The organism is Variovorax sp. 01N425, assembly GCF_056399465.1.
In genome coordinates this window covers 62,310-86,430 of record NZ_JBFTRJ010000004.1, presented here as the reverse complement: position 1 = coordinate 86,430, position 24,121 = coordinate 62,310, and the positions used below count along the sequence as shown (strand labels likewise).

Here is a 24,121-nt window from a genome sequence, read left to right as displayed (position 1 = left end):
GTCGAGGCCCGACTTCAACACTCGGGCCTTTTCTTTTCTCACCTGACACGAAAGACCGATGAACGTCGAATTCTTCGTCATCTCGCTGCTCAACGGCGTCAGCTACGGGCTGCTGCTGTTCATGCTGAGCTCCGGCCTCACGCTGATCTTCAGCATGATGGGCGTGCTCAACTTTGCGCACGCCAGCTTCTACATGCTGGGCGCCTACATCGCCTACACGCTCTCGGGCATCGTCGGCTTCTGGCCGGCGCTGTTCATCGCGCCGCTCTTGGTGGGCCTCTTGGGCGCGGCCTTCGAGCGCTACAGCCTGCGCCGGGTCCACAAGTTCGGCCACGTGCCGGAACTGCTGGTGACCTTCGGGCTTTCGTACCTCATCCTGGAGCTGGTGCAGCTTGCCTGGGGGCGCTCGACCGTGCCCTACGGCCTGCCGCCGCAGCTGCAGGGGCCGCTGTTCTCGCTGTACGGCACGCAGTTTCCCAAGTCGCGCTCGTTCATCATGCTGGTGGCCGTCTTGATGCTCATCTCGGTGTGGCTGCTGCTCACGCGCACGCGCATCGGCCTGGTGATCCAGGCGGCGCTCAAGCACCCCGACATGGTCGAGGCGCTGGGCCACAACGTGCCGCGCGTCTTCATGCTGGTGTTCGGCGGCGGCGCCGCGCTCGCGGGCCTTGCGGGCGTGGTGGGCGGCAACACCTACGTCACCGAACCGGCGATGGCGGCCTCCGTGGGCTCGATCATCTTCGTGGTGGTGGTGGTCGGCGGCATGGGCTCGCTGGCCGGCGCGTTCCTGGCGTCGCTCCTGATCGGCATCATCCAGACCTTCGCGGTGGCCATGGACCAGTCGTTTGCCGGCGGCCTGCAGATGCTGGGCTTCACGGTGACCGACCAGACCTTCGGCTACGAGCTGCTCAAGCTCACGATCTCGCAGGTCGCGCCGATCCTGCCGTACCTGTTCCTGGTGCTGATTCTCATCTTCAGGCCCAAGGGTCTTCTTGGCACCCGGGAGGACTGAAGCCATGACAAGCACAACCACCACGACCACTGCGGCCACCACCACGCAGTACTACCGCTTCAAGCCCTGGAACATCGGGCGCTTCCTGATCTGGTCGCTGTTCGCGATCGTGCTGATCGTCTCGCCGCTGCTGTTCAAGAGCAGCCTGGCGCTCACCATGCTCTCGCAGATGGGCTACCTGATCATCATCTGCCTGAGCTACAACATCCTGCTGGGGCAGGGCGGCATGCTGAGCTTCGGGCATGCCGTGTATGTCGGGCTCGGTTCCTTCCTTGCGATCCATGCGATGAACATGGGCGAGAAGGGCGGGCTGCAGATTCCGCTGGTGGCCATTCCGCTGGTGGGTGGCCTGGCCGGCATGTTCTTTGCCATCCTGCTGGGCTTCGTCACGACGAAGAAGTCGGGCACCACCTTCGCGATGATCACGCTGGGCATCGGCGAGCTGGTGGCCTCCATGGCGCTGATGTTCCCGAGCTTCTTCGGCGGCGAGGGCGGCATCACCACCAACCGCGTGTACGGGCCGAGCTTCTTCGGCTTCAACTTCGGCCCGCAGATCCAGGTGTACTACCTGATCGCCGCCTACTGCTTCGTCTGCACCGCGCTCATGTATGCCTTCACCGGCACGCCGCTCGGGCGCATGCTGAATGCGGTGCGCGACAACCCGGAGCGCGTGGAGTTCATCGGCTACAACACGCAGCGCGTGCGCTACTTCGCCTTCATCATCGCGGGCTTCTTCGCGGGCATCGGCGGCGGGCTGGCGTCGATCAACTTCGAGATCGTGAATGCGGCCGACAGCCTGAGCGCCATCCGCTCGGGCGGCTACCTGCTGTTCACCTTCCTGGGCGGCGCGGTGTTCTTCTTCGGGCCGATCATCGGCGCGGTGCTGCTGGTGTTCGCCTCGATCCTGCTGTCGGAGCTCTCGAAGGCCTGGCAGCTCTATTTCGGCCTGGTGTTCGTGTTCATGGTGATGTTCGCGCCCGGCGGCATCGCCAGCCTGGTGATGATGAACCTGCGGGTTGCCAGGTTCGGCAAGTTCGGCCGCTTCTGGCTGCTGTACGTCGCGCTCGCGGTGGCACTGGTGCCGGTGGTGGTGGGCGCCGCCGCGCTGATCGAGATGATCTATCACATCCAGCTCAATGCAGCGCTCGGACCCAACCTGAACTACTTCGGCGTGGCGATCGATACATCCTCTGCGGCAAGTTGGCTCGGCGCCGCCGCGATCCTGGCCGTGGGCCTGGCTGCGCTGGAGGTGGCGCGCCGGCGCTTCGTGCGTGTCTGGGGCCAGGCGCAGGAAGAGATCGAAGCAGAAATCAAGCGCCGGGAGGCTGCGTAATGAGCGCGCAATATGCACTGGAACTGAAGTCGCTGCGCAAGAATTTCGGCAAGACCGAAATCATCCGCGGCGTGGACCTGGCCGTGAAGGCCGGGGAACGCGTGGCCATCATCGGCCCGAACGGGGCGGGAAAGTCGACGCTGTTCAACCTGATCAGCGGGCGGCTCGCACCCACCAGCGGCGAAGTGCTGCTGAACGGCCAGCGCATCGACGGCAAGAAGCCCTACGAGATCAACCGGCTGGGCTTGTCGCGCAGCTTCCAGATCACCAACATCTTCCCGAAGCTCAGCGTGTTCGAGAACCTGCGCTGCGGCGTGCTGTGGAGCCTGGGCTACCGCTACACCTTCCTGCGCTTTCTCTCGAACCTGGACGACGCCAACGCGCGCACCGAAGAGCTCATCAAGCAGATCGGCCTGCAGCGCAAGCGCGACGTGCACGCAGTGAACCTCACCTATGCGGAGCAGCGCGCGCTGGAGATCGGCGTGACCATTGCGGGCGGCGCCGGCGTCATTCTTCTGGACGAGCCCACGGCGGGCATGAGCAAGACCGAGACGGCGCACTTCATCTCGCTCATCAAGCACGTCACGGTCGGCAAGACGCTGCTGACGGTGGAGCACGACATGGGCGTGGTCTTCGGGCTGGCCGACAAGATTGCGGTGGTGGTGTATGGCGAGGTCATCGCCTTCGACACGCCGGCTGCCGTTCGCGCCAATGCGCGGGTTCAGGAAGCCTATCTGGGATCTTCGGTTGCCGATGCACAAGGGGCGGGGCATTGATGACGCACTGCACTTCGACTCGACGTGGTTTCCGTCGTTCAGGGCTCGCTCCCGCCGACGGGGTACCTTGCTCCGCGAATGTCCTCCGGCCTGCGGCCTCCCCCTTGATTTCGCTGCGCAAGGCACCCCATCAGCGGGAGCGTCATGCAGAGCGGTTGTTGATCAGCGATGCACCCAGAGCGTGCCCAGGTGCACAGGGCATCGGGTGCTCCCCGCAGCGAAATCAAGGAGGAGCCGAAGGCGGGGGACATTCGCGGAGGGGAGTACCCGGTGGCCTGCGCACCCACCCCGAACGACAGCGCCAAGAACAACAACGCCAAGGACACAAGCAACCCGCAACACAACAACACGCCGCGGAGCCACTGACATGCTGAAGCTTCACGACATCCACGCCTACTACGGCAAGAGCCATGTGCTGCATGGCGTTTCCTTCAACGTGGGCGCCGGCGAGATCGTCGCGCTGCTGGGCCGCAATGGCTCGGGCCGCTCGACCACCGCCAAGGCCATCATGGGCCTGGTGCATGCCGAAGGCACGCTGCGCTGGAAGGACCAGGACATCCTGCGCAGGAAGGCCTACGAGATCGCCCACCTGGGCATCGGCTACGTGCCCGAGAACCGCGACATCTTTCCCAAGCTCACGGTGCACCAGAACCTGCTCCTGGGCCAGAAAGGATCGGGCAAGGGCAGCCGCTGGTCCTTCGACGACATGTACGGCATGTTCCCGCGCCTGAAGGAGCGCCAGCACACCGAGGCCGGCGTGCTCTCGGGCGGCGAGCAGCAGATGCTCACGCTGTGCCGCACGCTGATGGGCGACCCCGACCTGATCATCATCGACGAGCCCACCGAAGGCCTTGCACCCAAGATCGTCGAACTGGTGGGGCAGTACCTGAAGACGCTCAAGGACAAGGGCATCTCGGTGCTGCTGATCGAGCAGAAGCTGACCATCGCGATGCAGATATCCGACCGCGCGCTCGTCATGGGCCACGGCAGCATCGTGTTCGACGGCACGCCCGACGGCCTGCGCGCTGACGCCACCACTCGCAAAGAGTGGCTAGAGGTCTGAAGAAGCCCTCCGCGGATCCGGGCCGCGCCCCGGATCCCCTTGTCCCAACAGCGACTGCGTGCCATTGTTGCGCTGCGCCAAACGCCTAGAATCTCCCGAAAAAGAACACTCGTGCTTTTTCTTCTTTTTCTTCACACACCAAGGAACGCAGCATGACGGCTGAATACAAAGTGCTCGGCGATGTCGCCGTGATCACAATGACCAACCCTCCGGTCAACGGTCTCGGTTTCTCGACCCGCATCGGCATCACCGATGGGCTCGCGAAGGCCAATGCCGACGACGCCGTCAAGGCCATCGTCATCACCGGCGCCGGCAAGGCGTTCTCGGGCGGTGCGGACATCAAGGAATTCGGCACGCCCAAGGCGCTGCAGGAGCCCAACCTGCTGAGCGTGATCCTTGCGCTCGAGGCTTCGCCCAAGCCGATCGTCGCGGCGATCCACTCGGTGTGCATGGGCGGCGGCCTCGAGCTGGCGCTCGGCTGCCACTACCGCGTGGCGGCGCCCGGCACCAGCATTGCGCTGCCCGAGGTCAAGCTGGGTCTGATTCCCGGCGCCGGCGGCACGCAGCGCCTGCCGCGCGTGCTGGGCGTGGAGACCGCGCTCAACATGATCGTGAGCGGCGAGTCCGTCAAGAGCGAACTGCTCGCCGGCCTGCCGGGCCAGAAGCTGTTCGACAAGCTCGCGGCCTCGCCCGAATCGGTGTTCGAGGAAGCCCTTGCATTCGCCAAGAGCGTGGCGGGCAAGACCGGCGACGCGCTGCCGCTGGTGCGCAACCTGCCGTGCAAGCACCCGCAGGGCGATGCCTACTTCCAGTTCGCGAAGAACATGGTCGGCGGCATGTCGAAGAACTACCCGGCGCCGCTCAAGTGCGTCGACGCCGTTCAGGCTGCCACCAAGATGAAGTTCGACGAAGGCATGGCCGAGGAGCGCCGGATCTTCACCGCGCTGATGTTCACGCCCGAATCGCTGGCGCTGCGCCACCTGTTCATGGCCGAGCGCGCGGCCTCCAAGATTCCAGACGTGCCCGAAGACACGTCCAAGCGCGAAGTCAAGTCGGTGGGCGTGATCGGCGCCGGCACCATGGGCGGCGGCATCTCGATGAACTTTTTGAACGCGGGCATTCCCGTGAAGATTCTTGAGATGAAGCAGGAAGCGCTCGACCGCGGCATTGCGACCATCAAGAAGAACTACGAATCGCAGGTCAAGAAGGGCAAGCTCAAGCAGGACAAGTACGAGCAGCGCATGGCGCTGTTGAGCACCACGCTCGACTACAACGACCTGAAGGATGCCGACCTGATCATCGAAGCCGTGTTCGAGGAACTCGGCGTGAAGGAGAAGGTGTTCAAGGAGCTCGACCGCGTGGCCAAGAAGGGCGCGATCCTGGCTTCCAACACCTCGACGCTCGACGTCGACAAGATCGGAGCCTTCACCCAGCGCCCGCAGGACGTGGTCGGCATGCACTTCTTCAGCCCGGCCAACGTGATGAAGCTGCTCGAAGTGGTGCGCGGCAAGGCCACGTCCAAGGACGTGCTGGCCACGGTGATGGACATTGGCAAGAAGATCAAGAAGACGGCCGTGGTCTCGGGCGTGTGCGACGGCTTCATCGGCAACCGCATGATCGAGCAGTACTCGCGCCAGGCCGGCTTCCTGCTGGACGAGGGCGCCACGCCGCAGCAGGTCGACAAGGCCGTCGAGAAGTTCGGCTTTGCGATGGGTCCGTTCCGCATGGGCGACCTGGCTGGCAACGACATCGGCTGGGCCATTCGCAAGCGCCGGGCCGTGGAGCATCCGGACATGAAGTACAGCCGCACGGCCGACAAGCTCTGCGAGCTGGGCCGCTTCGGCCAGAAGACCGGGGCAGGGTGGTACGACTACCAGGCCGGCAAGCGCGATGCGATTCCCTCGGAGCTCGTCAACAAGATGATCGAGGACCACCGCAAGGAACTGGGTATCACGCCGCGCAAGATTTCCGACGAAGAGATCGTGCAGCGCCTGGTGTATGCGCTGGTCAACGAAGGCGCGCACATCCTGGAGGACGGCATTGCCTCGAAGTCGGGCGACATCGACATGGTGTACCTCACCGGCTACGGCTTCCCGGTCTGGCGCGGCGGCCCGATGCACTACGCGTCGCAGGTGGGCCTGTACAACGTGGCCGAAACCATGAAGCGCTTTGCCAAGAACCCGCGCGACGATGCCGAGTTCTGGCAGCCCGCGCCGCTGATCCAGAAGCTGGTGGCCGAAGGCAAGCAGTTCAGCTGATCGCGAAGGACTCCGGCCGCCCATGTTGAAACGCATCTTTCTCGGGCTGCTGCTGGTGCTTCTGGCACTGGTGGCGGCCGTGGCGGTCAAGACCTGGACCACGCCATCGCAGCAGCTGGCGGTGGCGCCCGCACCCAAGCTGGACATCGACCTGCAGGCGGCCGCGAAGCGGCTGTCCACCGCGATCACGTTCCGCACGGTGTCGGCCCTGGACGACCCGGCCGCGAACCTGGCCGAGTTCGACAAGCTGCATGCCTACCTCGCGCAGCAGTTCCCCAAGCTCCACGCCACCCTCAAGAAGGAAGTGGTCGGCAACAGGGCGCTGCTCTACACATGGGCCGGCAGCGATCCGCAGGCCAAGCCCATTGCGCTCATGGCGCACCAGGACATGGTGCCCGTTGCCCCGGGTACCGAGAAGGCCTGGACGGTCGACCCCTTCGCGGGCGAGATCAGGGACGGCTTCGTCTGGGGCCGCGGCACGCTCGACAACAAGAGCAACCTGTTCGCGCAGATGGAAGCCATCGAGCTGCTGGTTGCGAGCGGCTTCCAGCCGAGGCAGACCGTCTACCTCGTGATGGGCGACGACGAGGAGGTGAGCGGCCTGCGCGGTGCGCAGCCGATTGCCGAGCTGCTCAAGTCGCGCAACGTGCGGCTCGATTGGGTGCTCGACGAGGGCCTGCTGGTCCTCGACGGCGTGCTGCCGGGTCTTTCCAAGCCCGCGGCGCTCATCGGCCTGGCGGAGAAGGGCTACGGGACCTTCTTTCTCTCGCTCGACACTGCGCCCGGCCATTCGTCGATGCCGCCGCAGCACAGCGCCATCGGCAGCATGAGTGCGGCGCTCGCGCGGCTCGAGGCCAACCCGATGCCCGGCGGCATCAAGGGCGTGGCCGCGCAGATGTTCGGCGCGCTCGCGCCCGAGATGAGCGGCGTGAACCGCGTCATGCTCTCCAACCTGTGGCTCACCGAACCGCTGGTGCGCGGCCAGCTCGAAAAGAGCCCGAGCAGCAACGCGATGCTGCGCACGACCACGGCGCTGACCATCGTGCGTGCCGGCAACAAGGACAACGTGCTGCCCGGCCGCGCCGAAGCGGCGGTCAACTTCCGCATCCTGCCGGGCGACAGCATCGACAGCGTGGAAGCGCACCTGCGCAAGAGCCTGGGCAACGACGAGATCAAGATCAAGCGCTATCCCGGCAACTCGGAGCCGTCGGCCGTGTCGCCGACCGACAGCACCGGCTACCGCGCGATCCAGCAGGCGGTGCGCCAGTCGTTCCCCGATGTGGTGGTGGCGCCCGGCCTCATGACGGCCGCCACCGATTCGCGCCACTTCAGCCTCGTGAGCGACGCGGTCTTCCGCTTCTCGCCGCTGCGCATGAAGGGCGAGGACCTTGCGCGCTTCCATGGCAACAACGAGCGCGTCTCCATCGCCAACTACGGCGAGATGATCGGCTTCTATCACCAGCTCCTGCGCAACGGCAACGCCGCGCCGGCGCAATGACCACCACAACCCTCTTTCCCTTCCATCTTCAAAGGACCTCACCATGACCAGCGCCGTCATCGTTTCCACCGCCCGCACGCCACTCGCGAAGAGCTGGAAGGGTGCCTTCAACATGACGCACGGCGCCACGCTCGGCGGCCATGCCGTGCAGCACGCCATTGCGCGCGCCGGCATCGAAGCCGCCGAAGTCGACGACGTGATCATGGGCTGCGCCACGCCCGAGGGCGCGACCGGCTCCAACATCGCGCGCCAGATCGCGCTGCGCGCCGGCTGCCCGGTCACCACTTCGGGCATGACGATCAACCGCTTCTGCTCGTCGGGCCTGCAGACCATCGCCACCGCGGCGCAGCGCATCATCGCGGGCGAGGGCGAGGTGTACGTGGCCGGCGGCGTGGAGAGCATCTCCTGCGTGCAGAACGAAGCCAACAAGCACATGCTGGCCGACCCCTGGCTCGTGAAGCACAAGCCCGAGATCTACTGGAACATGCTGCAGACGGCCGAGCAGGTCGCCAAGCGCTACAACATCGGCCGCGACGCCATGGACGAATACGGCGCCGCCAGCCAGCAGAAGGCCACGGCCGCGCTCGAGGCCGGCCGATTCAAGGACGAGATCGCACCGATCACCGTGCTGGCCGGCGTGGCCGATCCCGTGATGGGCCTGCGCACCAAGGAAGTGACGATCGAGAACGACGAAGGCATCCGCCCCGGCACCACCAAGGAAGGCATCAGCGGCATCCGTTCGGCGATGCCCGGCGGCCTGATCTCGGCCGGCAACGCGAGCCAGTTCTCCGACGGCGGCGGCGCCTGCGTGGTGGTCGACGAAAAGTACGCGCAGCAGAAGGGCCTGAAGCCGCTCGGCCGCTTCCTCGGCTTTGCGGTGGCCGGCTGCGAGCCCGACGAGATGGGCATCGGCCCGGTGTTCGCGATCCCGAAGGTGCTCAAGCGCCTGGGCCTCACGGTCAACGACATCGACCTGTGGGAACTGAACGAAGCCTTCGCGGTGCAGGTGATCTACTGCCGCGACAAGCTCGGCATCCCGGCCGACCGCCTGAACGTGGACGGCGGCGCCATTGCCGTGGGCCACCCCTACGGCGTGAGCGGCCAGCGCCTCACGGGCCATGCGCTCATCGAAGGCAAGCGCCGCGGCGCGAAGAAGGTGCTGGTCACGATGTGCATTGGCGGCGGCATGGGTGCTGCCGGCGTTTTCGAGATCATCTGACTCTCGCCCAGTCTGCGGCGCACAGCGTGTCGCCTCCGCGGTGTTCCTGGCGCAGAACCCGCGCATCCATTCACACCGAGATCGATCATGAGCCTGCGTCCCACCCTCGACTTCCTGCTTTATGACTGGCTCGACGCGGAATCGCTGAGCCAACGCGAGCGTTTCTCAGATCACTCGCGCGAAACCTTCGATGCGGTGCTTGACACCTGCGAGCGCATTGCGCGCGAAAAGTACGCGCCGGCCAATCGCATCGTCGACACGCAGGAGCCGCATTTCGACGGCGAGAAGGTGGTGCTGCCGCAGGCCACGCATGACGCGCACAAGGCCTTTGTCGAATCGGGAATGATGAGCGCGGCGCAGGACTACGACATCGGCGGCATGCAGCTGCCCTACACGCTGCAGGCCGCGGCCAACAGCTTCTTCGCGATGGCGTCGGTCAGCATCGGCTCGAACATGCTCACCAGCGGCAACGCCAACCTGCTGATGGTGCACGGCACCGAGATGCAGAAGGACGTGTTCGCGAAGAACGAGTTCTCGGGCCGCTGGGCGGGCACCATGTGCCTGTCCGAGCCGCAGGCCGGCTCGTCGCTGAGCGACGTGGCCACGCGCGCCGTGCCCGATGGCGACGACTACCAGGACGATCCGCTCGGGCCGCGCTACAGGCTCACGGGCAACAAGATGTGGATCTCGGCCGGGGACCATGAGCTCACCGAGAACATCGTGCATATCGTGCTCGCGAAGATTCCGGATGCGAACGGCAAGCTGGTGCCGGGCACGCGCGGGATTTCGCTGTTCATCGTGCCCAAGCGCATGGTGAACACCCAAGGCGAGTTGACCGGCGAGCGCAACGACGTGGCGCTCGCCGGCCTCAACCACAAGCTCGGCTGGCGCGGCACCACCAACACGCTGCTGAACTTCGGCGAGGGCAAGTACCCGGTCGGCGGCAAGGCAGGTGCGGTGGGCTACCTGGTCGGCGAGCCCGGCAAGGGCCTGCACTGCATGTTCCACATGATGAACGAGGCGCGCATCGGCGTCGGCACGGCCGCCACCATGCTGGGCATGGCCGGCTATTACGCCTCGCTCGACTATGCGAAGACGCGGCCGCAGGGCCGGCTCGTGAAGAAGGCGGAGCAGCCCGGCACGGCGGTCGCCAAGGACTCGGCCAGCCCGCAGGTGCGCATCATCGAGCATGCCGACGTGCGCCGCATGCTGCTTGCGCAGAAAGCGTACTGCGAAGGCGCGCTGGCGCTGGAGCTGTACTGCGCGCGGCTGGTCGACGAGCAGAAGACCGGCAACGCGCAGGCCGCGGACGACGCGCGCCTCTTGCTGGAGGTGCTCACGCCCATTGCCAAGAGCTGGCCCAGCGAGTGGTGCCTGGAGGCCAATTCGCTGGCCATCCAGGTGCATGGCGGCTACGGATACACGCGCGACTTTCCGGTGGAGCAGTACTGGCGCGACAACCGCCTGAACATGATCCACGAGGGCACGCACGGCATCCAGGCGGCCGACCTGCTGGGCCGCAAGGTGCTGATGGAAAAGGGCCGCGGCCTGCAGCTGCTGGGCGGGCGCATCGCCGAGACCATCGGCCACGCGGCCAAGGTGCCCGCGCTCGCGGCGCATGCCGGGGCGCTGGGCGCCGCATGGCAGCGCATCGTCAACGCCACCCAGGCGGCCTGGTCCACCGGCGATCCGGCCGACGCGCTGGCCAACGCCGTGCCCTACATGCAGGCCTTCGGCCACACCGTGCTGGCCTGGATCTGGCTGGACGTGGCGCGGCGGGCGCTGGAGATCGATGCGGACAAGGCGAGGGCGGTAACAGCTGGCAAGATAGGCGCCACGGACTACTTCTTCCACTACGAGCTGCCGAAAATCGGTGCCTGGCTCAACGTGGTCGAGAGCCGCGACCCTACCTGTACAGCATTGCCCGAGGACGCTTTTTGACAATGGCCAACGCCGCTCCCAACAACACGCCCACCCCCGTCAAGCCGCCAAAGCCGCATGCGCGGCTCGAGAAGTGGATCTGGATCCTGATCTACGGCGGCCTGTTTCTCGTGATCCTCGGCATTGCCACGGGCCGCACCGAGCCGGCGCTCGGGTGGTCGATGGCCGTGCCCGGCGCCGTGGTCGCGCTGGTGGGCTTTGTGCTCATTTACGTGCGCTCGCGCCTCGGCGACAAATAACGAGGCCAAGGAAAGGCAGACCATGCTCAAGCACATCGTGATGTGGAAGTTCAAGGAACATGCCGAAGGCGCCGACAAGGCGACCAACCTGCTGAAGGCCAAGGCGCTGCTCGACGCCTGCGCCAGGCTGTCGCCCGGCACCTTGCGTTTCGAGGTGGCCGTTGCCCAGCCCGGGCTCGAAGCGACCTGCGACCTGGTCCTGTATTCGGAATTCACCGACGCGGCCGCGCTCGCGGCCTATGCGGACCATCCGCAGCACGTGGCGCTGAAGCCCTTCATCGGCGCGGTGCGCGAAGCGCGCCAGTGCATGGACTACATCGCCTGAACATTCCAAACCGAACAACGGAGACTTTCCCATGACCGCCCGCACCATTCAAAAGCTGTTCGACCTCAGCGGCAAGACCGCCCTCATCACCGGCGGCTCGCGCGGCCTGGGCCTGCAGATGGCGCATGCCCTCGGCGAGGCCGGCGCAAAGATCATGCTGAGCTCGCGCAAGGCCGACGACCTGGAGCAGGCCGCGGCCGAGCTGCAATCGGCCGGCATCGACGCGCGCTGGATCGCCGCTGACTGTTCGAAGGAAGAAGACACGCGCCGCCTGGCCGACGAGACGCTGCAGCGCATGGGCGCGATCGACATCCTCGTGAACAACGCGGGCGCCAGCTGGGGCGCGCCGGCAGAAAGCCATCCGGTGGAGGCCTGGGACAAGGTGATGAACCTCAATGTGCGCGGCTATTTCATCCTCTCGCAGCATGTGGCCAACGGCTACATGATCCCGAAGAAGACGGGCCGCATCATCAACATCGCCTCGATCGCGGGCCTCAATGGCAACCCGCCCGAGATGCAGACGCTGGCTTACAACACCTCCAAGACCGCGGTGATCGGCTTCACGCGCACGCTGGCCGCCGAATGGGGCAAGTACAACATCAACGTGAACGCGATCTGCCCGGGTTTCTTCATGACCAAGATGGCCGCCGGGCTGATCAAGTCGCTGGGCGAGGAAAAGATGGCCTCGCATGCGCCGCTCGGGCGGCTTGGCGACGACGAAGACCTGAAGGGCTTGACGCTGCTGTATGCGAGCGATGCGGGCAAGCACATTACCGGCCAGTGGCTGGCGGTGGACGGCGGCGTGAGCGTGGTGCTCGGGGCCTAGATGCGGGCTCGCGCTTTGACCGGCCGGGTTGTGGGTTGTTCAGGGCGCGCTCCCGCCGATGGGGTACCTTGCTCCGCGAATGTCCCCCGCGCTTCGCGCTCCTCCTTGATTTCGCTGCGCAAGGCACCCCATCGGCGGGAGCGTTGGACAGAGCACCGGTTGATCAGCGGTACACAACGAGCGTGCCCAGGTGCACAGGGCATCGGGTGCTCCCCGCAGCGAAATCAAGGAGGAGGCCGCAGGCCGGGGGACATTCGCGGAGGGGAGTACCCGGTGGCCTGTGCACGCGCCCCGAACAAGAACAACAGCGCCCCGAACACATGAACCCCACAACACGACACGCAAAGCAAACCTGAGATGCCTTCCCCCGATTCCACCGACATCAACATCCTCTCCTACACGAGCCAGATCCCGTTCGCGCGGCACCTGGGCTTCGAGCTCACCAAGTTCGAGGGCGGCGAGTCCGAGATCATCTACACCGCCAAGCCCGAACATCTCAACACCTTCGACGTGACGCACGGCGGCGCCTGCATGACGCTGCTCGACATCACCATGGCAGCCGCCGCGCGCAGCGTGGCGCCCGAAACCGGCGTGGTCACCATCGAGATGAAGACCAGCTTCATGCAGCCTTCGGTCGGTCCGCTGCATGCGCGCGGCACGCTGATCCACCGCACCGCGACGCTGGCCTTCACCGAGGCCAAGATCTACGACGAACTGGAGCGCGTGTGCGCGCACGCCACCGGCACCTTCAAGTACGTGAAGCGCCGCCTGCCCACCGGCCCCGCGAGCGCCAATGCGATGCGCCCACCTTCCACCGATTGATTGCATTTTCCCGGAGACCCCCATGCCCACCAACAAGCAGATCCACCTCGACAACCGCCCCGAAGGCGAAGCCGTTGCCGGCAACTTCAAGCTCGTGACCGCCGAGACGCCCGCGCTCAAGGACAACCAGGTGCTGGTGCGCCACCACTACATGAGCCTCGACCCCTACATGCGCGGTCGCATGAACGACTCCAAGAGCTACGCCCAGCCGCAGCCGCTGGGCCAGGTCATGCAGGGCGGCACGGCCGGCGAAGTGGTCGAGAGCAAGCACCCCAAGTACGCCGTCGGCGACAAGGTGGTGGGCTTCGGCGGCTGGCAGGAATACAGCGTGGTCGATGCCTCGCAGCCCGGCGCGCTCAAGAAGGTCGACACCACGCAGGTGCCGCTGTCGCACTACCTCGGCGCGGTCGGCATGCCGGGCGTCACGGCCTGGTACGGCCTCGTGAAGATCATTGCGCCGAAGGCCGGCGAGACGATGGTGGTCACGGCCGCCAGCGGAGCGGTCGGCAGCGCCTTCGGTGCATTGGCCAAGGCGCGCGGCTGCCGCGTGGTGGGCATTGCAGGCGGGCCGGACAAGTGCAAGTACGTGACCGACGAGCTCGGCTTCGATGCCTGCATCGACTACCGCCAGCACCCCGACGCCAAGAGCATGAGCGCCGCGCTCAAGGAAGCCTGCCCGAATGGCATCGACGGCTATTTCGAGAACGTGGGCGGCTACATCTTCGACGCCGTGCTGCTGCGCGCCAATGCCTTCTCGCGCGTGGCGCTGTGCGGAATGATCGCGGGCTACGACGGCCAGCCGCTGCCGCTCGCGAACCCGGCGCTGATCCTCATCAACCGCATGAAGATCGAAGGCTTCATCGTGAGCGAGCACATGGAAGTGTGGCCCGAGGCGCTGGCCGAGCTCGGTGCGCTGGTGGCCAGCGGCAAGCTCAGGCCGCGCGAGTCGGTGGCGCAAGGCATAGCGGCTGCCCCTGAGGCCTTCCTGGGTTTGCTCAAGGGCAAGAATTTCGGCAAGCAGCTCGTCAAGCTAGTCTGAATGAGCTGAACGCACGGCAAGGAGGCCGGTTTATGGAAACGACGCACGAGGTGTTCAACCAGCCCGAGCCGCTGGTGGGCTACAACCTCTTCGAAACCAACCGGCCCCTGCGCGATGCGTTGAAGTTCAATGCGCCATCGCTTCAGCTCGCGCAGCTGAGCGAGCTGGGCGCAACCATCGGCTCGGCCGAGATGCAGGCGCATGCGCGGCTCGCCAACACCCATCCGCCCGAACTGCACACGCACGACCGCTTCGGCCGGCGCATCGACGAGGTGGAGTTCCACCCGAGCTATCACGTGCTCATGGCCGCCGCCGTGGGCGCAGGCCTGCACGGCACGCCCTGGACGGGCACTTCGGCCTCGCCGCACGTGCTGCGGGCGGCCGGCTTCATGCTCTTCACCGAGCTGGAGCCATCGATCCTTTGCCCGGTCTCGATGACCTACGCCGCCACGCCGGCGCTGCGCAGCAATGCCGCCGTGTACGCCGACTGGGGCCCGAAGCTCGGCAGCCTCTGGTACGACCCGGCGCTCGCTTCGTTCAAGGACAAGCCCGGCGTGACCATGGGCATGGGCATGACCGAGAAGCAGGGCGGCTCCGACGTGCGCGCCAACACCACGCAGGCCGTGCGCGATGGCAGCGACGCCTGGGGCGAGCGCTACGCGATCACCGGCCACAAGTGGTTCTTCTCGGCGCCGATGTGCGACGCCTTCCTGGTGCTCGCGCAGGCGCCGGCCGGCCTGAGCTGCTTCTTCCTGCCGCGCGTGCTGCCCGACGGCAGCCGCAACGCCATCCACATCCAGCGCCTGAAGGACAAGCTCGGCAACAAGGCCAATGCGAGCTCCGAGGTCGAGTTCCACGGCGCCAGCGCCTGGCTCGTGGGCGAAGAGGGCCGCGGCATTCCGCAGATCCTCGAGATGGGCACCATGACCCGGCTCGACTGCGCGCTGGGCACCAGCGGCCTGATGCGGCAGGCGCTCGGCATCGCGCTCAACCATGCGAGCCAGCGCATGGCCTTCGGCAAGCCGCTGATCGGACAGCCGCTCATGAAGAACGTGCTGGCCGACCTCGCGCTCGAAAGCGAGGCCTCCACCGCGCTGGCCATTCGCCTCGCGCGCGCCTTCGACCGGCAGGCCGACGAGCACGAGCGCCTGATGGCGCGCCTGCTCACGCCGGTCGCCAAGTTCTGGATCTGCAAGCGCGGCAGCCACTTCGCCCAGGAAGCCATGGAATGCCTCGGCGGCAACGGCTATGTGGAAGAGGGCGGCGAGGGCATCATGGCGCGCATCTACCGCGAGATGCCGCTCAACTCGATCTGGGAAGGCGCCGGCAACATCATGGCGCTCGACCTGCTGCGCGGCCTGCGCAAGGGCGATGCCGTGGCCGCATTGGCCAAGGAGCTGGCGCCCGCGCGCGGCCAGCATGCGGCGCTCGACCGCCTGGCCGATGCGCTGCCGGCCCGCATCGAGGCCATGGCTTCCGAGGCCGAGGCGCGCCGCCTCGCGCAGGACGTGGCCCTGGCGGTGCAGGCGGCATTGCTCGCACAGACCGCACCGCCGGCCGTCGTGGGCGCCTTCTGCGCATCGCGGCTGGGCGGCGACTGGGGCAATGCCTTCGGCACGCTGGGCGCGGGCACCGATTTCGATTCGATCATCGAGCGCGCGCAGCCGCGCTGAGCTCCAACATTTCATCCACGGGAAACCAGCACATGGCCGAACTCATCCTGCACCACTACAACACCTCGCCGTTTTCCGAGAAGGTGCGGCTCATCCTCGGCGCCAAGAAGCTGGCGTGGAAGTCCGTGCTCATTCCGCCCGTCATGCCCAAGCCCGACGTGGAGGTGCTCACGGGCGGCTACCGCAAGACGCCGTTCCTGCAGATCGGCGCCGACATCTACTGCGACAGCGCACTGATCGCCGACGTGCTCGAGCACCTGCAGCCCGAAGCCACGCTCTACCCCGAGCCCGAAAAAGGCATGTCGCGCATCCTCGCGCAGTGGGCCGACACCACGCTGTTCTGGGCCGCCATGGCCTGGAGCATGCAGCCCCGCGGCGCGGCCGAGCTGTTTGCGAAAGCGCCGCCCGAAGCCGCCAAGGCCTTCGGCGAAGACCGCGCGAAGATGAGCACGGGCAACATGACGCGGCTGCGTCCGGCCGATGCCACCAGCGCGTACAAGTCGTACCTGCGCCGCCTGTCCGACATGCTCGACGACAAGCCCTACCTGCTGGGCGAGGTGCCGTGCATTGCCGACTTCTCGGTCTACCACCCGCTCTGGTACACGCGCCGCATCGACTCGGTGCGCGGCATCCTCGACCTCACGCCCGCGGTCGTCGACTGGATGGACCGCATGGCCGCCATCGGCCACGGCAGCATCGAAAAATCCAGCTCGGACGAAGCCATCGCCATCGCCAAGGCCGGCACGCCGCACACGCTGCTGACAGACAGCACCTTCCAGGACGACCACGGCATTGCGCTGGGCACTGCGGTCACCATTCGCGCCGAGAGCTTCGGCCTGGAGGAAACCCCCGGCACGCTGGTGGCCGCCACGCGCACGCACTACACGCTGGAGCGCAGCCACGAGCGCGTGGGCACGGTGCACGTGCACTTCCCGCGCATCGGCTACGTGCTGAAGAAAGCGGAGGCCTGAAGAAGAAGCAGAAGCGCCGGCATGGGCACCTTCGTGACTGCGCCGCGGCGCGTTCCGTATTTCAATAGCGGCTCCAAGCTCAGTCAGAGACATTCAACGCAAGAAGGACACCGGCAAATGATTCAGGACTTCAAGGGCAAGACGGCCGTACTCACCGGCGCGGGTTCGGGCTTCGGCCTCGAATGCGCGCGCATCGGGGCTGCGCGCGGCATGAACCTCGTGCTGGTCGACGTGCAGCAGGACGCGCTCGACAAGGCCCGCGCCGAGATGGAAGCCGCCGGCGCGCAGGTGCTGGCGCGCAAGGTCGACGTGTCGGACGCCGCGCAGATGGAAGCCCTGGCCCTTGCGGTGAAGGAGCGCTTCGGCGCGCCGCACTTCGTGTTCAACAACGCCGGCGTGGGCGCGGGCGGCCTGGTGTGGGAGAACACCGTGGCCGACTGGGAGTGGGTGCTGGGCGTGGACCTGTGGGGCGTGATCCACGGCGTGCGCCTGTTCACGCCGATGATGCTCGAGGCCGCCGCCAAGGACCCGGCCTACCGCGGCCACATCACCAACACGGCCAGCATGGCCGGTCTGCTCACGCCGCCCAACATGGGCATCTACAACGCAGCGAAAGCCGCGGTGGTGAGCCTCACCGAGACGCTGTACCAGGACCTGACGCTGGTCACCGACCAGATCGGCGCGAGCCTCCTGTGCCCGTACTTCGTGCCGACCGGCATCACGAGCAGCGAGCGCAACCGCCCGAACGCGCCCAAGGAAACCGAGCTCACCAAGAGCCAGCTGATCGGCCAGGCCATGAGCAACAAGGCGGTGAGCAGCGGCAAGATCACGGCGGCCGAAGTGGCGGCGAAGGTGTTCGACGCGATCAGCGACAACCAGTTCTATGTGTTCAGCCATCCAAAGGCGCTGGGCAACGTGAGGAGCCGCATGGAGAACATCGTGGCGGTCAAGAACCCGGCCGACCCGTTCCTCGAGCGGCCGGAGATCGGGCAGAAGTTGCGGGAGCAGCTGCGGGCGGGGTGAGCTTTGTTCAGGGCGCTGTGTTTCTTGGCGCTGTTGTTCTTGTTCAGGGCGCGTGCACAGGCCACCGGGTACTCCCCTCCGCGAATGTCCCCCGGCCTGCGGCCTCCTCCTTGATTTCGCTGCGGGGAGCACCCGATGCCCTGTGCACTGGGCACGCTCGTTGTGTATCGCTGATCAACGACCGCTCCGCATAACGCTCCCGTCGATGGGGTGCCTTGCGCAGCGAAATTAAGGAGGAGGCCGAAGGCCGGGGGACATTCGCGGAGCAAGGTACCCCGTCGGCGGGAGCGCGCCCTGAACCGCAGTGGGTCATTCACCGGCAGATTTCAGCCCTCAGGCAGCCTGCGAAGCAATCCACTCCCACACGGCGCGCACGGCCGGCTCGCCCTCATGCCCGGCGGCCACCGCGAGAAAGTAGCTGCCCGTGTCGAGCGCCGGGCCGAAGGGCTGCACCAGCGCGCCGCTGCGCAGCTCCTCCGCTGCGAGCGTGAGGCTCAGCAGCGCCACGCCGTGGCCCGCGAGCGCGGCAAGGATGGCGTGGGTCTCGTCCGAGAACGACAGACCCGCGGCCTTCATCGACCGGCCGCGCGGCGGCGCGATGCCGGCTTTCTTGAACCACCGCGGCCACAGCGCGGGCGCCGCTGCGCCGGGCTGCCAGTCGCAATGGATCAGCTCGTGCTTCGGCAGATCGGCCGCGCGCTTCAGGCCCAGCATCGGGCTGCACAGCGGCGCGTAGCGCTCGGGCATCAGTTCGCGCGACACCAGGCCCGGCCAGTTGCCGCTGCCTGAGCGCACGGCAATGTCGGCGCCGCCGCGCGCCAGGTCGACCAGCGTGTCGCTCGCATGCAGCCGCAGCTCGATGCCGGGGCAGGCCTTGCGAAAGGCCGCCATGCGCGGCAGCACCCAGCGGGCCGCGAAGGCGGTGTTGGTGGTGAGCGTGACGGCCTGCGGGGCCGACGGCTGGCGCAGCCTTTCGACGCCGGCCTCCAGCGCGTCGAAGCCGGCGCGCAGGTCGTCGAACAGCCGCTCGCCCGCGGGCGTCAGCGCGAGCTGCCGCGTGAGCCGGCGGAACAGCGGCCGGCCCAGCGTGTCTTCGAGCGCGCGCACCTGGTGGCTGATGGCCGAGGGCGTGACCGACAGCTCGAGCGCCGCGCGCTGGAAGCTCAGGTGCGCGGCCGCCGCTTCGAAGGCCCGCAACGAGAGCAGGGGCGGCAGGTGCCGGGGGCGCCGCACGGATGAGCCAATCTCGTTCATCGATGGAGAAATGATCGTTTGTCGGAGGTCGTCTACTTCTCTAGATTAGAGACCTGTACCGCCATTGTGGCAGCGCAAGACAGAACAGAGAAATTCATCCATGAATACAATGAACCTTCTTCACATCGACGCCAGTGCCCGTCCGGGCCGCTCCGGCATCGACGCTCATGGCTCGCACACGCGCCGGTTGTCCGCGCGTTTTGTCGAGCGCTGGCGCGAGGCGCGGCCGGACGACCGCGTCGACTACCTCGACGTGGGCCAGCATCCGCCCGCGCATGTCGATGCCCGCTGGATCCATGCTGCCTTCACCATGCCCGCCGAGCGCGAACCCTGGATGGCCGAGGCGCTGGCCGAGAGCGACCGGCTGGTCGACCAGCTCGTGGCCGCCGACCTGATCGTGGTGGGCCTGCCGATGTACAACTTCAGCGTGCCCGCGCAGTTCAAGGCCTGGATCGACAACATCGTGCGCGTGGGCCGCACCTTCGGCTTCGACCGTGCGCGCGGCGCGGTGCCGTACTGGCCGATGCTCGCCGACGCGGGCAAGCGCATGGTGCTGCTCGGCGCGCGCGGCGACCACGGCTACGACCCGGGCGGGCGCATCGCGCACCTGAACCATGCCGAGCGCACGGTGCGCTCGGTGTTCGGCTACATCGGCATCACCGAGGTGTTCGAGGCCGCGGTGGAGTGCGACGAGTTCGGCGGCGAGCAGCTGGCCGAGTCGCTGCGGCAGGCAGAGCGGAAGGTCGATGGGCTGGTGGACCGGCTCGCCGCCGAGCCGCGCTCAGCTCACACGGCCACCGGGCTGCGCTCGGCGAACTGACCGTTCCAGTACGGGTAGTAAGGGTAGGGCGGCGTCACTGCGCTGGCCGCATCGAGCCGCTGGATCTGGTCGGCGCTGAGCTGCCAGCCGAGCGCGCCGAGGTTCTGCCTGAGCTGCTCCTCGTTGCGCGCACCGATCAGCACGCTCGACACGGTGGGCCGCTGCAGCAGCCAGTTGAGCGCGATCTGCGGCAGCGTCTTGCCGGTTTCTTCGGCCACCTGGTCCATCGCATCGACCACGCGGTACAGGCGCTCGTCGTCCACCGGCGGCGCGAAGCCGGCGGTTTCATGCAGGCGGCTTCCGGCGGGCAGCGGCCGGCCGCGGCGAACCTTGCCGGTCAGGCGGCCCCAGCCGAGCGGGCTCCAGACGATGGCGCCCAGGCCCTGGTCCAGGCCCAGCGGCATCAGCTCGAATTCGTAGTCGCGTCCGATCAGCGAATAGTAGGTCTGGTTGGCCACGAAGCGCTGCAGCCCGAGCCGGTCGGAGGCCGAGAGCGATTTCATCAGCTGCCAGCCAGAGAAGTTCGAGGCGCCGATCAGCCGCACCTTGCCCACGCGCACCAGGTCGTCGAGCGTGTCGAGCACCATCTCGACCGGCGTCATCGCGTCGAAGGCGTGCAGCTGCAGGATGTCGATGTAGTCGGTGCCCAGGCGCTTGAGCGCGGCATCGGTCGCGGCGATCAGGTGGTGGCGCGAGGCGCCGACGTCGTTCGGCCCGTCGCCGGCGCGCAGCGCGAGCTTGGTCGAGATGATGGCCTTGTCACGCCGGCCCTTGAGCGCGGCGCCGAGGATCGATTCCGAAGCGCCGTTCGAATACACGTCGGCCGTGTCGAACAGCGTCACGCCGGCGTCCAGCGCCAGGTCGACGATGCTGCGTGCGCCCTCCACGTCGGTGTTGCCCCAGGCGCTGAAGAGCGGGCCCTGTCCGCCGAAAGTGCCGGCGCCGAAGCCGAGTGCGGGAACCTTGAAGCCGGAGCGGCCGAGAAAGCGTTGTTCCATGATGTCGTGTCTTTGTGGTCGTTGAAAAAAAAGAATGGAGAGTTCAGGCCCGGGCCGACGCGCAATCGGCCGCCCCGGCATTGCCGCCTTCGCGCCGGTCGAGCGCACGGCTCCAGAGCGCGATCGCAAGCCCGGCGAGCGTGAGCAGCGCGGCCACCCAGCCGAGCGCGCGCAGGCCCGGGCCATGGTCGATGACCACGCCGCCCACCCAGGCGCCGAGCGCATTGCCCAGGTTGAAGGCCGCGATGTTGAGGCTCGACGCCAGGTTCTGGCCCGCGCCCGAGGCCTTCTCGAGCACGCGCAGCTGCATCGGCGCCACGGTGGCAAACGAAGCAATGCCGAGCAGGCCGACGAACACCACCGCTGCGAACGGCGTTCCGATGGTGAACTGCATCGCGCCGAGCACCGCGGCCAGCGCCACCAGCGTGCCGAGCACGGCCGGCATGGTCGACCTGTCGGCCAGCCTGCCGCCGAGGATGTTGCCCACGGCCAGGCCGCCGCCGAACACCAGCAGGATCGGCGACACCGCCGATCCGGACAGGCCCGTGACCTGCGTCAGCAAGGGCTGGATGTAGGTGAACACCGCGAACACGCCCGCAAAGCCGAGTACCGTCATCGCCAGGCCGAGCAGCACCTGCGGCCGCGCGAGCACCGCGAGCTCCTCGCGCAGCGGCGCCGTCTTGGCTTCGCCCTTGACGCGGGGCACGAACACGGCAAGCACCGCAAAGGCCAGCACGCCGATCAGCGTTACCGCCCAGAAGGTGGCGCGCCAGCCGTAGTGCAGCCCGAGCCAGGCACCGGCCGGCACGCCCAGCAGCGTGGCGGCCGTGAGGCCGGTGAACATGATGGCGATGGCCGAGGCGCGCCGTTCCGGCGCCACGAGTCCGGTGGCCACCACCGAGCCGACGCCGAAGAAGGTGCCGTGCGCGAGCGAGGTGACCACGCGCGCGGCCATCAGCAGCTCGTAGCTGGGCGCGAGCGCACAGGCCAGGTTGCCGAGTGTGAAGATCGCCATCAGCGCGAGCAGCACGGTCTTGCGCGGCAGCTTGCGGGTGGCGATGGTGAGGATCGGCGCGCCCACGGCCACCCCGAGCGCATAGCCCGAGATCAGCAGGCCGGCGGCCGTGATGGAGACGTGCAGATCCGCCGAGACCTGCATCAGCAGGCCCATGATGACGAATTCGGTGGTGCCTATTCCGAAGGCACCGGCGGTAAGGGCGAGTAGAGCGATTGGCATGATGTCCTGTACTGTGCGGGCATCCGGCCTTGATGACTAGAATGCCGCTGCTACACGCACTTGTGAATTGAAGTCACAGACAAGGACATCCGCAATGCCGCGCATCGACGTCAACCGCTCCGGCGAAATGGAAGCCTTCGTGCAGGTGGTCGAATCCGGCGGGTTTTCCGCGGCGGCGCGGCTGCTCGACATGACGCCTTCCGCGGTGAGCAAGCTGGTCGCGCGGCTCGAGCTGCGGCTGGGCATCCAGCTGGTGTACCGCTCCACGCGCAAGCTGCAGCTCACGCCCGAGGGCCTGCATTTCTACGAGCGCAGCACGCGCGTGCTGGCCGACATGGACGAGGCCGAGCGCTGCGCCGCCGCGGGTGCCGCGCCGCGCGGGCGCGTGAGCATCAACGCGAGCGTGTCCTTCGGGCACCACAAGCTGGTGCCGCTGGTGCCGCGCCTGCTCGAGCTGCATCCGCAGATCACGCTGGACATTGCGCTGACCGACCGCATCGTCGACCTGATGGACGAGCGCGCCGACATCGCGATCCGCTGGGGCCAGCTGCCGCCGTCCGACCTGGTGGCGCGGCGCCTGGGCGAGACCAGCCAGTCCATCGTGGCCTCGCCGGGCTACCTTGAGAAGTACGGCACGCCGCGCACGCCGCAGGAGCTGGAGGCGCACAACCGGCTGGGCTGGAGCTACCGCCGCAATACGCCCGACTGGCCCCTGCGCGTGGATGGACGAATGATTGCGGTGCCCGTGGCCGGGCCGGTGCGCGCGGGCGACGGCGAAACCCTGCGCCAGCTGGCGATTGCCGGCGCGGGCGTGGCGCGGTTGTCGCTGTACCACGTCCAGCACGACATCGATGCCGGCCGGCTGGTGCCGCTGCTCGAGGAATTCAACCCCGGCGAGGTGGAGCCGATCCACGCGGTGTACATCGGCAAGGCCGGCACGCTGCCGGCGCGCGTGCGCGCGGTGCTCGACTTCCTGGTGGCGTACTCGGGCGTGGGAGGAGGGCGCTACACGCTCAAGCGCAGCGCGCCGATGCCCGCGAACTCCACCGCCACCTGATCGCCGCGGCGGCAGGGCACGATGCCGATCCACGAGCCGGTGGTGACGACGGTGCCAGCCGGCGCGGTCTGCCCGTGCCGCGTGGCGTGGCGCAGCCAGGCCGGCAGCAGCCACGCCGGATCGGCGAGCGGATGGGTGCCTTCGCGCACCACGGTTTCGGCGCTGCCGACTTTTGTTTCGCAGCGCTGCGAAGCCCAGTCGACGGCCGCATAGGGCTGCCACTCGCCAATCGCGAGCGCGCCGTGCACCTGCGAATCGGCCAGGCGCAGCAGGGCGGGCGTGGCGGCCAGGTCCTGCCAGCGCGAATCGACGATTTCCACCGAGACGGCCATGGCATCGATGAGCGAAGCGGCATCGCCATGGTCGAGCTTCGCGGCCATGGCGGGCGTCACGTCCTGCCCGAGGCGCAGCGCGATCTCGGCCTCGATGCCAGGCACGTGAAAGGCCATGTCGCTGAAATCCGCCGGGCCCGCGCGCACGCCGGCCGGGGGCAGCGGCGCATGCGTGAGCGTGGCGCTGCGCGAGGCGCCGCCGGATTTCCAATAACGGGGCACGGCCTGGCCGCCGAACCAGGCCAGCGCCGAAGCGACGGCGTCCTGCACTTCATAGGCCTGGTCGGCCGTCTCCAGCGTGTTGAGCCAGGACGTGGCATCGAGCGTCTGGTTGCTTTGGCGGGCCTGGATCAGGGCGTTGGCGAGGGCTGTCATTGAAGGGGTCATGGGTTGGATTGTCTTCGC

Annotated in this window: 22 protein-coding genes; 18 read left to right on the top strand and 4 right to left on the bottom strand. The window is 67.2% G+C overall.

Annotated elements, in window-relative coordinates; translation table 11 throughout:
* Positions 1-58 precede the first annotated feature (58 nt).
* The 16 genes from AC1DSC_RS08230 to AC1DSC_RS08155 all read left to right on the top strand — a co-directional run bounded on the left by AC1DSC_RS08230 (position 59) and on the right by AC1DSC_RS08155 (position 18,018).
* A complete protein-coding gene (locus tag AC1DSC_RS08230) occupies positions 59-1,012 on the top strand; it encodes a branched-chain amino acid ABC transporter permease (RefSeq protein WP_012748031.1) in 954 nt (317 codons plus the stop codon).
* 4 nt (positions 1,013-1,016) lie between these two features.
* The gene (locus AC1DSC_RS08225; protein WP_027729939.1) at positions 1,017-2,345 is read left to right on the top strand and encodes a branched-chain amino acid ABC transporter permease; all 1,329 of its coding nucleotides are present in this window, start codon (positions 1,017-1,019) and stop codon (positions 2,343-2,345) included.
* Positions 2,345-3,121: an ABC transporter ATP-binding protein gene (locus tag AC1DSC_RS08220; protein WP_012748029.1), complete on the top strand. Its 777-nt coding sequence runs from the start codon at positions 2,345-2,347 to the stop codon at positions 3,119-3,121. The genes AC1DSC_RS08225 and AC1DSC_RS08220 overlap by 1 nt, the downstream gene beginning before the upstream one ends.
* 367 nt (positions 3,122-3,488) lie before the next feature.
* Positions 3,489-4,184 (top strand): ABC transporter ATP-binding protein, encoded by a 696-nt coding sequence (locus AC1DSC_RS08215; RefSeq protein ID WP_012748028.1) that lies wholly within the window; start codon positions 3,489-3,491, stop codon positions 4,182-4,184.
* Between the two features lie 152 nt (positions 4,185-4,336).
* Entirely contained in the window at positions 4,337-6,442 is a 2,106-nt protein-coding gene (locus AC1DSC_RS08210) for a 3-hydroxyacyl-CoA dehydrogenase NAD-binding domain-containing protein (protein ID WP_436287739.1), read from the top strand.
* A gap of 22 nt (positions 6,443-6,464) precedes the next feature.
* The gene (locus tag AC1DSC_RS08205; RefSeq protein ID WP_436287738.1) at positions 6,465-7,940 is read left to right on the top strand and encodes a M20 family peptidase; all 1,476 of its coding nucleotides are present in this window, start codon (positions 6,465-6,467) and stop codon (positions 7,938-7,940) included.
* Between the two features lie 43 nt (positions 7,941-7,983).
* Positions 7,984-9,159 (top strand): acetyl-CoA C-acyltransferase, encoded by a 1,176-nt coding sequence (locus AC1DSC_RS08200; RefSeq protein WP_436287737.1) that lies wholly within the window; start codon positions 7,984-7,986, stop codon positions 9,157-9,159.
* A gap of 87 nt (positions 9,160-9,246) precedes the next feature.
* On the top strand, positions 9,247-11,100 hold the full coding sequence (locus tag AC1DSC_RS08195) for an acyl-CoA dehydrogenase (RefSeq protein WP_436287736.1): 1,854 nt from the start codon (positions 9,247-9,249) through the stop codon (positions 11,098-11,100).
* A gap of 2 nt (positions 11,101-11,102) precedes the next feature.
* A complete protein-coding gene (locus AC1DSC_RS08190) occupies positions 11,103-11,339 on the top strand; it encodes a hypothetical protein (RefSeq protein ID WP_018904488.1) in 237 nt (78 codons plus the stop codon).
* 22 nt (positions 11,340-11,361) lie between these two features.
* Positions 11,362-11,664: a Dabb family protein gene (locus tag AC1DSC_RS08185; RefSeq protein WP_027729639.1), complete on the top strand. Its 303-nt coding sequence runs from the start codon at positions 11,362-11,364 to the stop codon at positions 11,662-11,664.
* A 31-nt stretch (positions 11,665-11,695) separates the two neighbouring features.
* Positions 11,696-12,490, top strand: coding sequence for an SDR family oxidoreductase (locus AC1DSC_RS08180; protein ID WP_307592741.1), 795 nt, complete (start codon positions 11,696-11,698; stop codon positions 12,488-12,490).
* Between the two features lie 357 nt (positions 12,491-12,847).
* Positions 12,848-13,312: a PaaI family thioesterase gene (locus AC1DSC_RS08175; RefSeq protein WP_012748020.1), complete on the top strand. Its 465-nt coding sequence runs from the start codon at positions 12,848-12,850 to the stop codon at positions 13,310-13,312.
* Between the two features lie 22 nt (positions 13,313-13,334).
* Positions 13,335-14,351 carry an NADP-dependent oxidoreductase gene (locus AC1DSC_RS08170; protein ID WP_027729637.1) on the top strand — a complete coding sequence of 339 codons (1,017 nt, stop codon included), beginning with the start codon at positions 13,335-13,337 and terminating at the stop codon, positions 14,349-14,351.
* A 32-nt stretch (positions 14,352-14,383) separates the two neighbouring features.
* On the top strand, positions 14,384-16,024 hold the full coding sequence (locus tag AC1DSC_RS08165; RefSeq protein ID WP_436287735.1) for an isovaleryl-CoA dehydrogenase: 1,641 nt from the start codon (positions 14,384-14,386) through the stop codon (positions 16,022-16,024).
* 32 nt (positions 16,025-16,056) lie between these two features.
* Entirely contained in the window at positions 16,057-16,995 is a 939-nt protein-coding gene (locus AC1DSC_RS08160; protein WP_012748017.1) for a glutathione S-transferase family protein, read from the top strand.
* A 117-nt stretch (positions 16,996-17,112) separates the two neighbouring features.
* Positions 17,113-18,018 (top strand): SDR family oxidoreductase, encoded by a 906-nt coding sequence (locus AC1DSC_RS08155; protein WP_012748016.1) that lies wholly within the window; start codon positions 17,113-17,115, stop codon positions 18,016-18,018.
* Positions 18,019-18,351: 333 nt separating this feature from the next.
* Here the strand turns inward: AC1DSC_RS08155 and AC1DSC_RS08150 are convergent, their stop codons facing one another.
* On the bottom strand, positions 18,352-19,272 hold the full coding sequence (locus tag AC1DSC_RS08150) for a LysR substrate-binding domain-containing protein (protein WP_436287734.1): 921 nt from the start codon (positions 19,270-19,272) through the stop codon (positions 18,352-18,354).
* 100 nt (positions 19,273-19,372) lie between these two features.
* On the opposite strand from AC1DSC_RS08150, the gene AC1DSC_RS08145 reads away from it, so the two are divergent.
* Positions 19,373-20,092, top strand: coding sequence for an FMN-dependent NADH-azoreductase (locus AC1DSC_RS08145; protein WP_436044065.1), 720 nt, complete (start codon positions 19,373-19,375; stop codon positions 20,090-20,092).
* On the opposite strand, the gene AC1DSC_RS08140 is transcribed toward AC1DSC_RS08145, so the two are convergent.
* Entirely contained in the window at positions 20,059-21,090 is a 1,032-nt protein-coding gene (locus AC1DSC_RS08140) for an aldo/keto reductase (RefSeq protein ID WP_369663039.1), read from the bottom strand. The genes AC1DSC_RS08145 and AC1DSC_RS08140 overlap by 34 nt on opposite strands.
* A gap of 43 nt (positions 21,091-21,133) precedes the next feature.
* Positions 21,134-22,327, bottom strand: coding sequence for an MFS transporter (locus AC1DSC_RS08135; protein WP_436287733.1), 1,194 nt, complete (start codon positions 22,325-22,327; stop codon positions 21,134-21,136).
* 94 nt (positions 22,328-22,421) lie between these two features.
* On the opposite strand from AC1DSC_RS08135, the gene AC1DSC_RS08130 reads away from it, so the two are divergent.
* On the top strand, positions 22,422-23,384 hold the full coding sequence (locus AC1DSC_RS08130) for a LysR family transcriptional regulator (protein WP_027729590.1): 963 nt from the start codon (positions 22,422-22,424) through the stop codon (positions 23,382-23,384).
* Here AC1DSC_RS08130 and AC1DSC_RS08125 read toward each other — a convergent pair.
* On the bottom strand, positions 23,333-24,091 hold the full coding sequence (locus AC1DSC_RS08125; RefSeq protein ID WP_436287732.1) for a fumarylacetoacetate hydrolase family protein: 759 nt from the start codon (positions 24,089-24,091) through the stop codon (positions 23,333-23,335). The two genes, AC1DSC_RS08130 and AC1DSC_RS08125, sit on opposite strands and share 52 nt — an antisense overlap.
* Positions 24,092-24,121 lie beyond the last annotated feature (30 nt).

Excerpts from the sequence above, each read along its gene's own strand:
- AC1DSC_RS08230 (WP_012748031.1), top strand. The coding sequence starts at position 59 with ATGAACGTCGAATTCTTCGTCATCTCGCTGCTCAACGGCGTCAGCTAC.
- AC1DSC_RS08225 (WP_027729939.1), top strand. The coding sequence starts at position 1,017 with ATGACAAGCACAACCACCACGACCACTGCGGCCACCACCACGCAGTAC.
- AC1DSC_RS08220 (WP_012748029.1), top strand. The coding sequence starts at position 2,345 with ATGAGCGCGCAATATGCACTGGAACTGAAGTCGCTGCGCAAGAATTTC.
- AC1DSC_RS08215 (WP_012748028.1), top strand. The coding sequence starts at position 3,489 with ATGCTGAAGCTTCACGACATCCACGCCTACTACGGCAAGAGCCATGTG.
- AC1DSC_RS08210 (WP_436287739.1), top strand. The coding sequence starts at position 4,337 with ATGACGGCTGAATACAAAGTGCTCGGCGATGTCGCCGTGATCACAATG.
- AC1DSC_RS08205 (WP_436287738.1), top strand. The coding sequence starts at position 6,465 with ATGTTGAAACGCATCTTTCTCGGGCTGCTGCTGGTGCTTCTGGCACTG.
- AC1DSC_RS08200 (WP_436287737.1), top strand. The coding sequence starts at position 7,984 with ATGACCAGCGCCGTCATCGTTTCCACCGCCCGCACGCCACTCGCGAAG.
- AC1DSC_RS08195 (WP_436287736.1), top strand. The coding sequence starts at position 9,247 with ATGAGCCTGCGTCCCACCCTCGACTTCCTGCTTTATGACTGGCTCGAC.
- AC1DSC_RS08190 (WP_018904488.1), top strand. The coding sequence starts at position 11,103 with ATGGCCAACGCCGCTCCCAACAACACGCCCACCCCCGTCAAGCCGCCA.
- AC1DSC_RS08185 (WP_027729639.1), top strand. The coding sequence starts at position 11,362 with ATGCTCAAGCACATCGTGATGTGGAAGTTCAAGGAACATGCCGAAGGC.
- AC1DSC_RS08180 (WP_307592741.1), top strand. The coding sequence starts at position 11,696 with ATGACCGCCCGCACCATTCAAAAGCTGTTCGACCTCAGCGGCAAGACC.
- AC1DSC_RS08175 (WP_012748020.1), top strand. The coding sequence starts at position 12,848 with ATGCCTTCCCCCGATTCCACCGACATCAACATCCTCTCCTACACGAGC.
- AC1DSC_RS08170 (WP_027729637.1), top strand. The coding sequence starts at position 13,335 with ATGCCCACCAACAAGCAGATCCACCTCGACAACCGCCCCGAAGGCGAA.
- AC1DSC_RS08165 (WP_436287735.1), top strand. The coding sequence starts at position 14,384 with ATGGAAACGACGCACGAGGTGTTCAACCAGCCCGAGCCGCTGGTGGGC.
- AC1DSC_RS08160 (WP_012748017.1), top strand. The coding sequence starts at position 16,057 with ATGGCCGAACTCATCCTGCACCACTACAACACCTCGCCGTTTTCCGAG.
- AC1DSC_RS08155 (WP_012748016.1), top strand. The coding sequence starts at position 17,113 with ATGATTCAGGACTTCAAGGGCAAGACGGCCGTACTCACCGGCGCGGGT.
- AC1DSC_RS08150 (WP_436287734.1), bottom strand. The coding sequence starts at position 19,272 with ATGAACGAGATTGGCTCATCCGTGCGGCGCCCCCGGCACCTGCCGCCC.
- AC1DSC_RS08145 (WP_436044065.1), top strand. The coding sequence starts at position 19,373 with ATGAATACAATGAACCTTCTTCACATCGACGCCAGTGCCCGTCCGGGC.
- AC1DSC_RS08140 (WP_369663039.1), bottom strand. The coding sequence starts at position 21,090 with ATGGAACAACGCTTTCTCGGCCGCTCCGGCTTCAAGGTTCCCGCACTC.
- AC1DSC_RS08135 (WP_436287733.1), bottom strand. The coding sequence starts at position 22,327 with ATGCCAATCGCTCTACTCGCCCTTACCGCCGGTGCCTTCGGAATAGGC.
- AC1DSC_RS08130 (WP_027729590.1), top strand. The coding sequence starts at position 22,422 with ATGCCGCGCATCGACGTCAACCGCTCCGGCGAAATGGAAGCCTTCGTG.
- AC1DSC_RS08125 (WP_436287732.1), bottom strand. The coding sequence starts at position 24,091 with ATGACAGCCCTCGCCAACGCCCTGATCCAGGCCCGCCAAAGCAACCAG.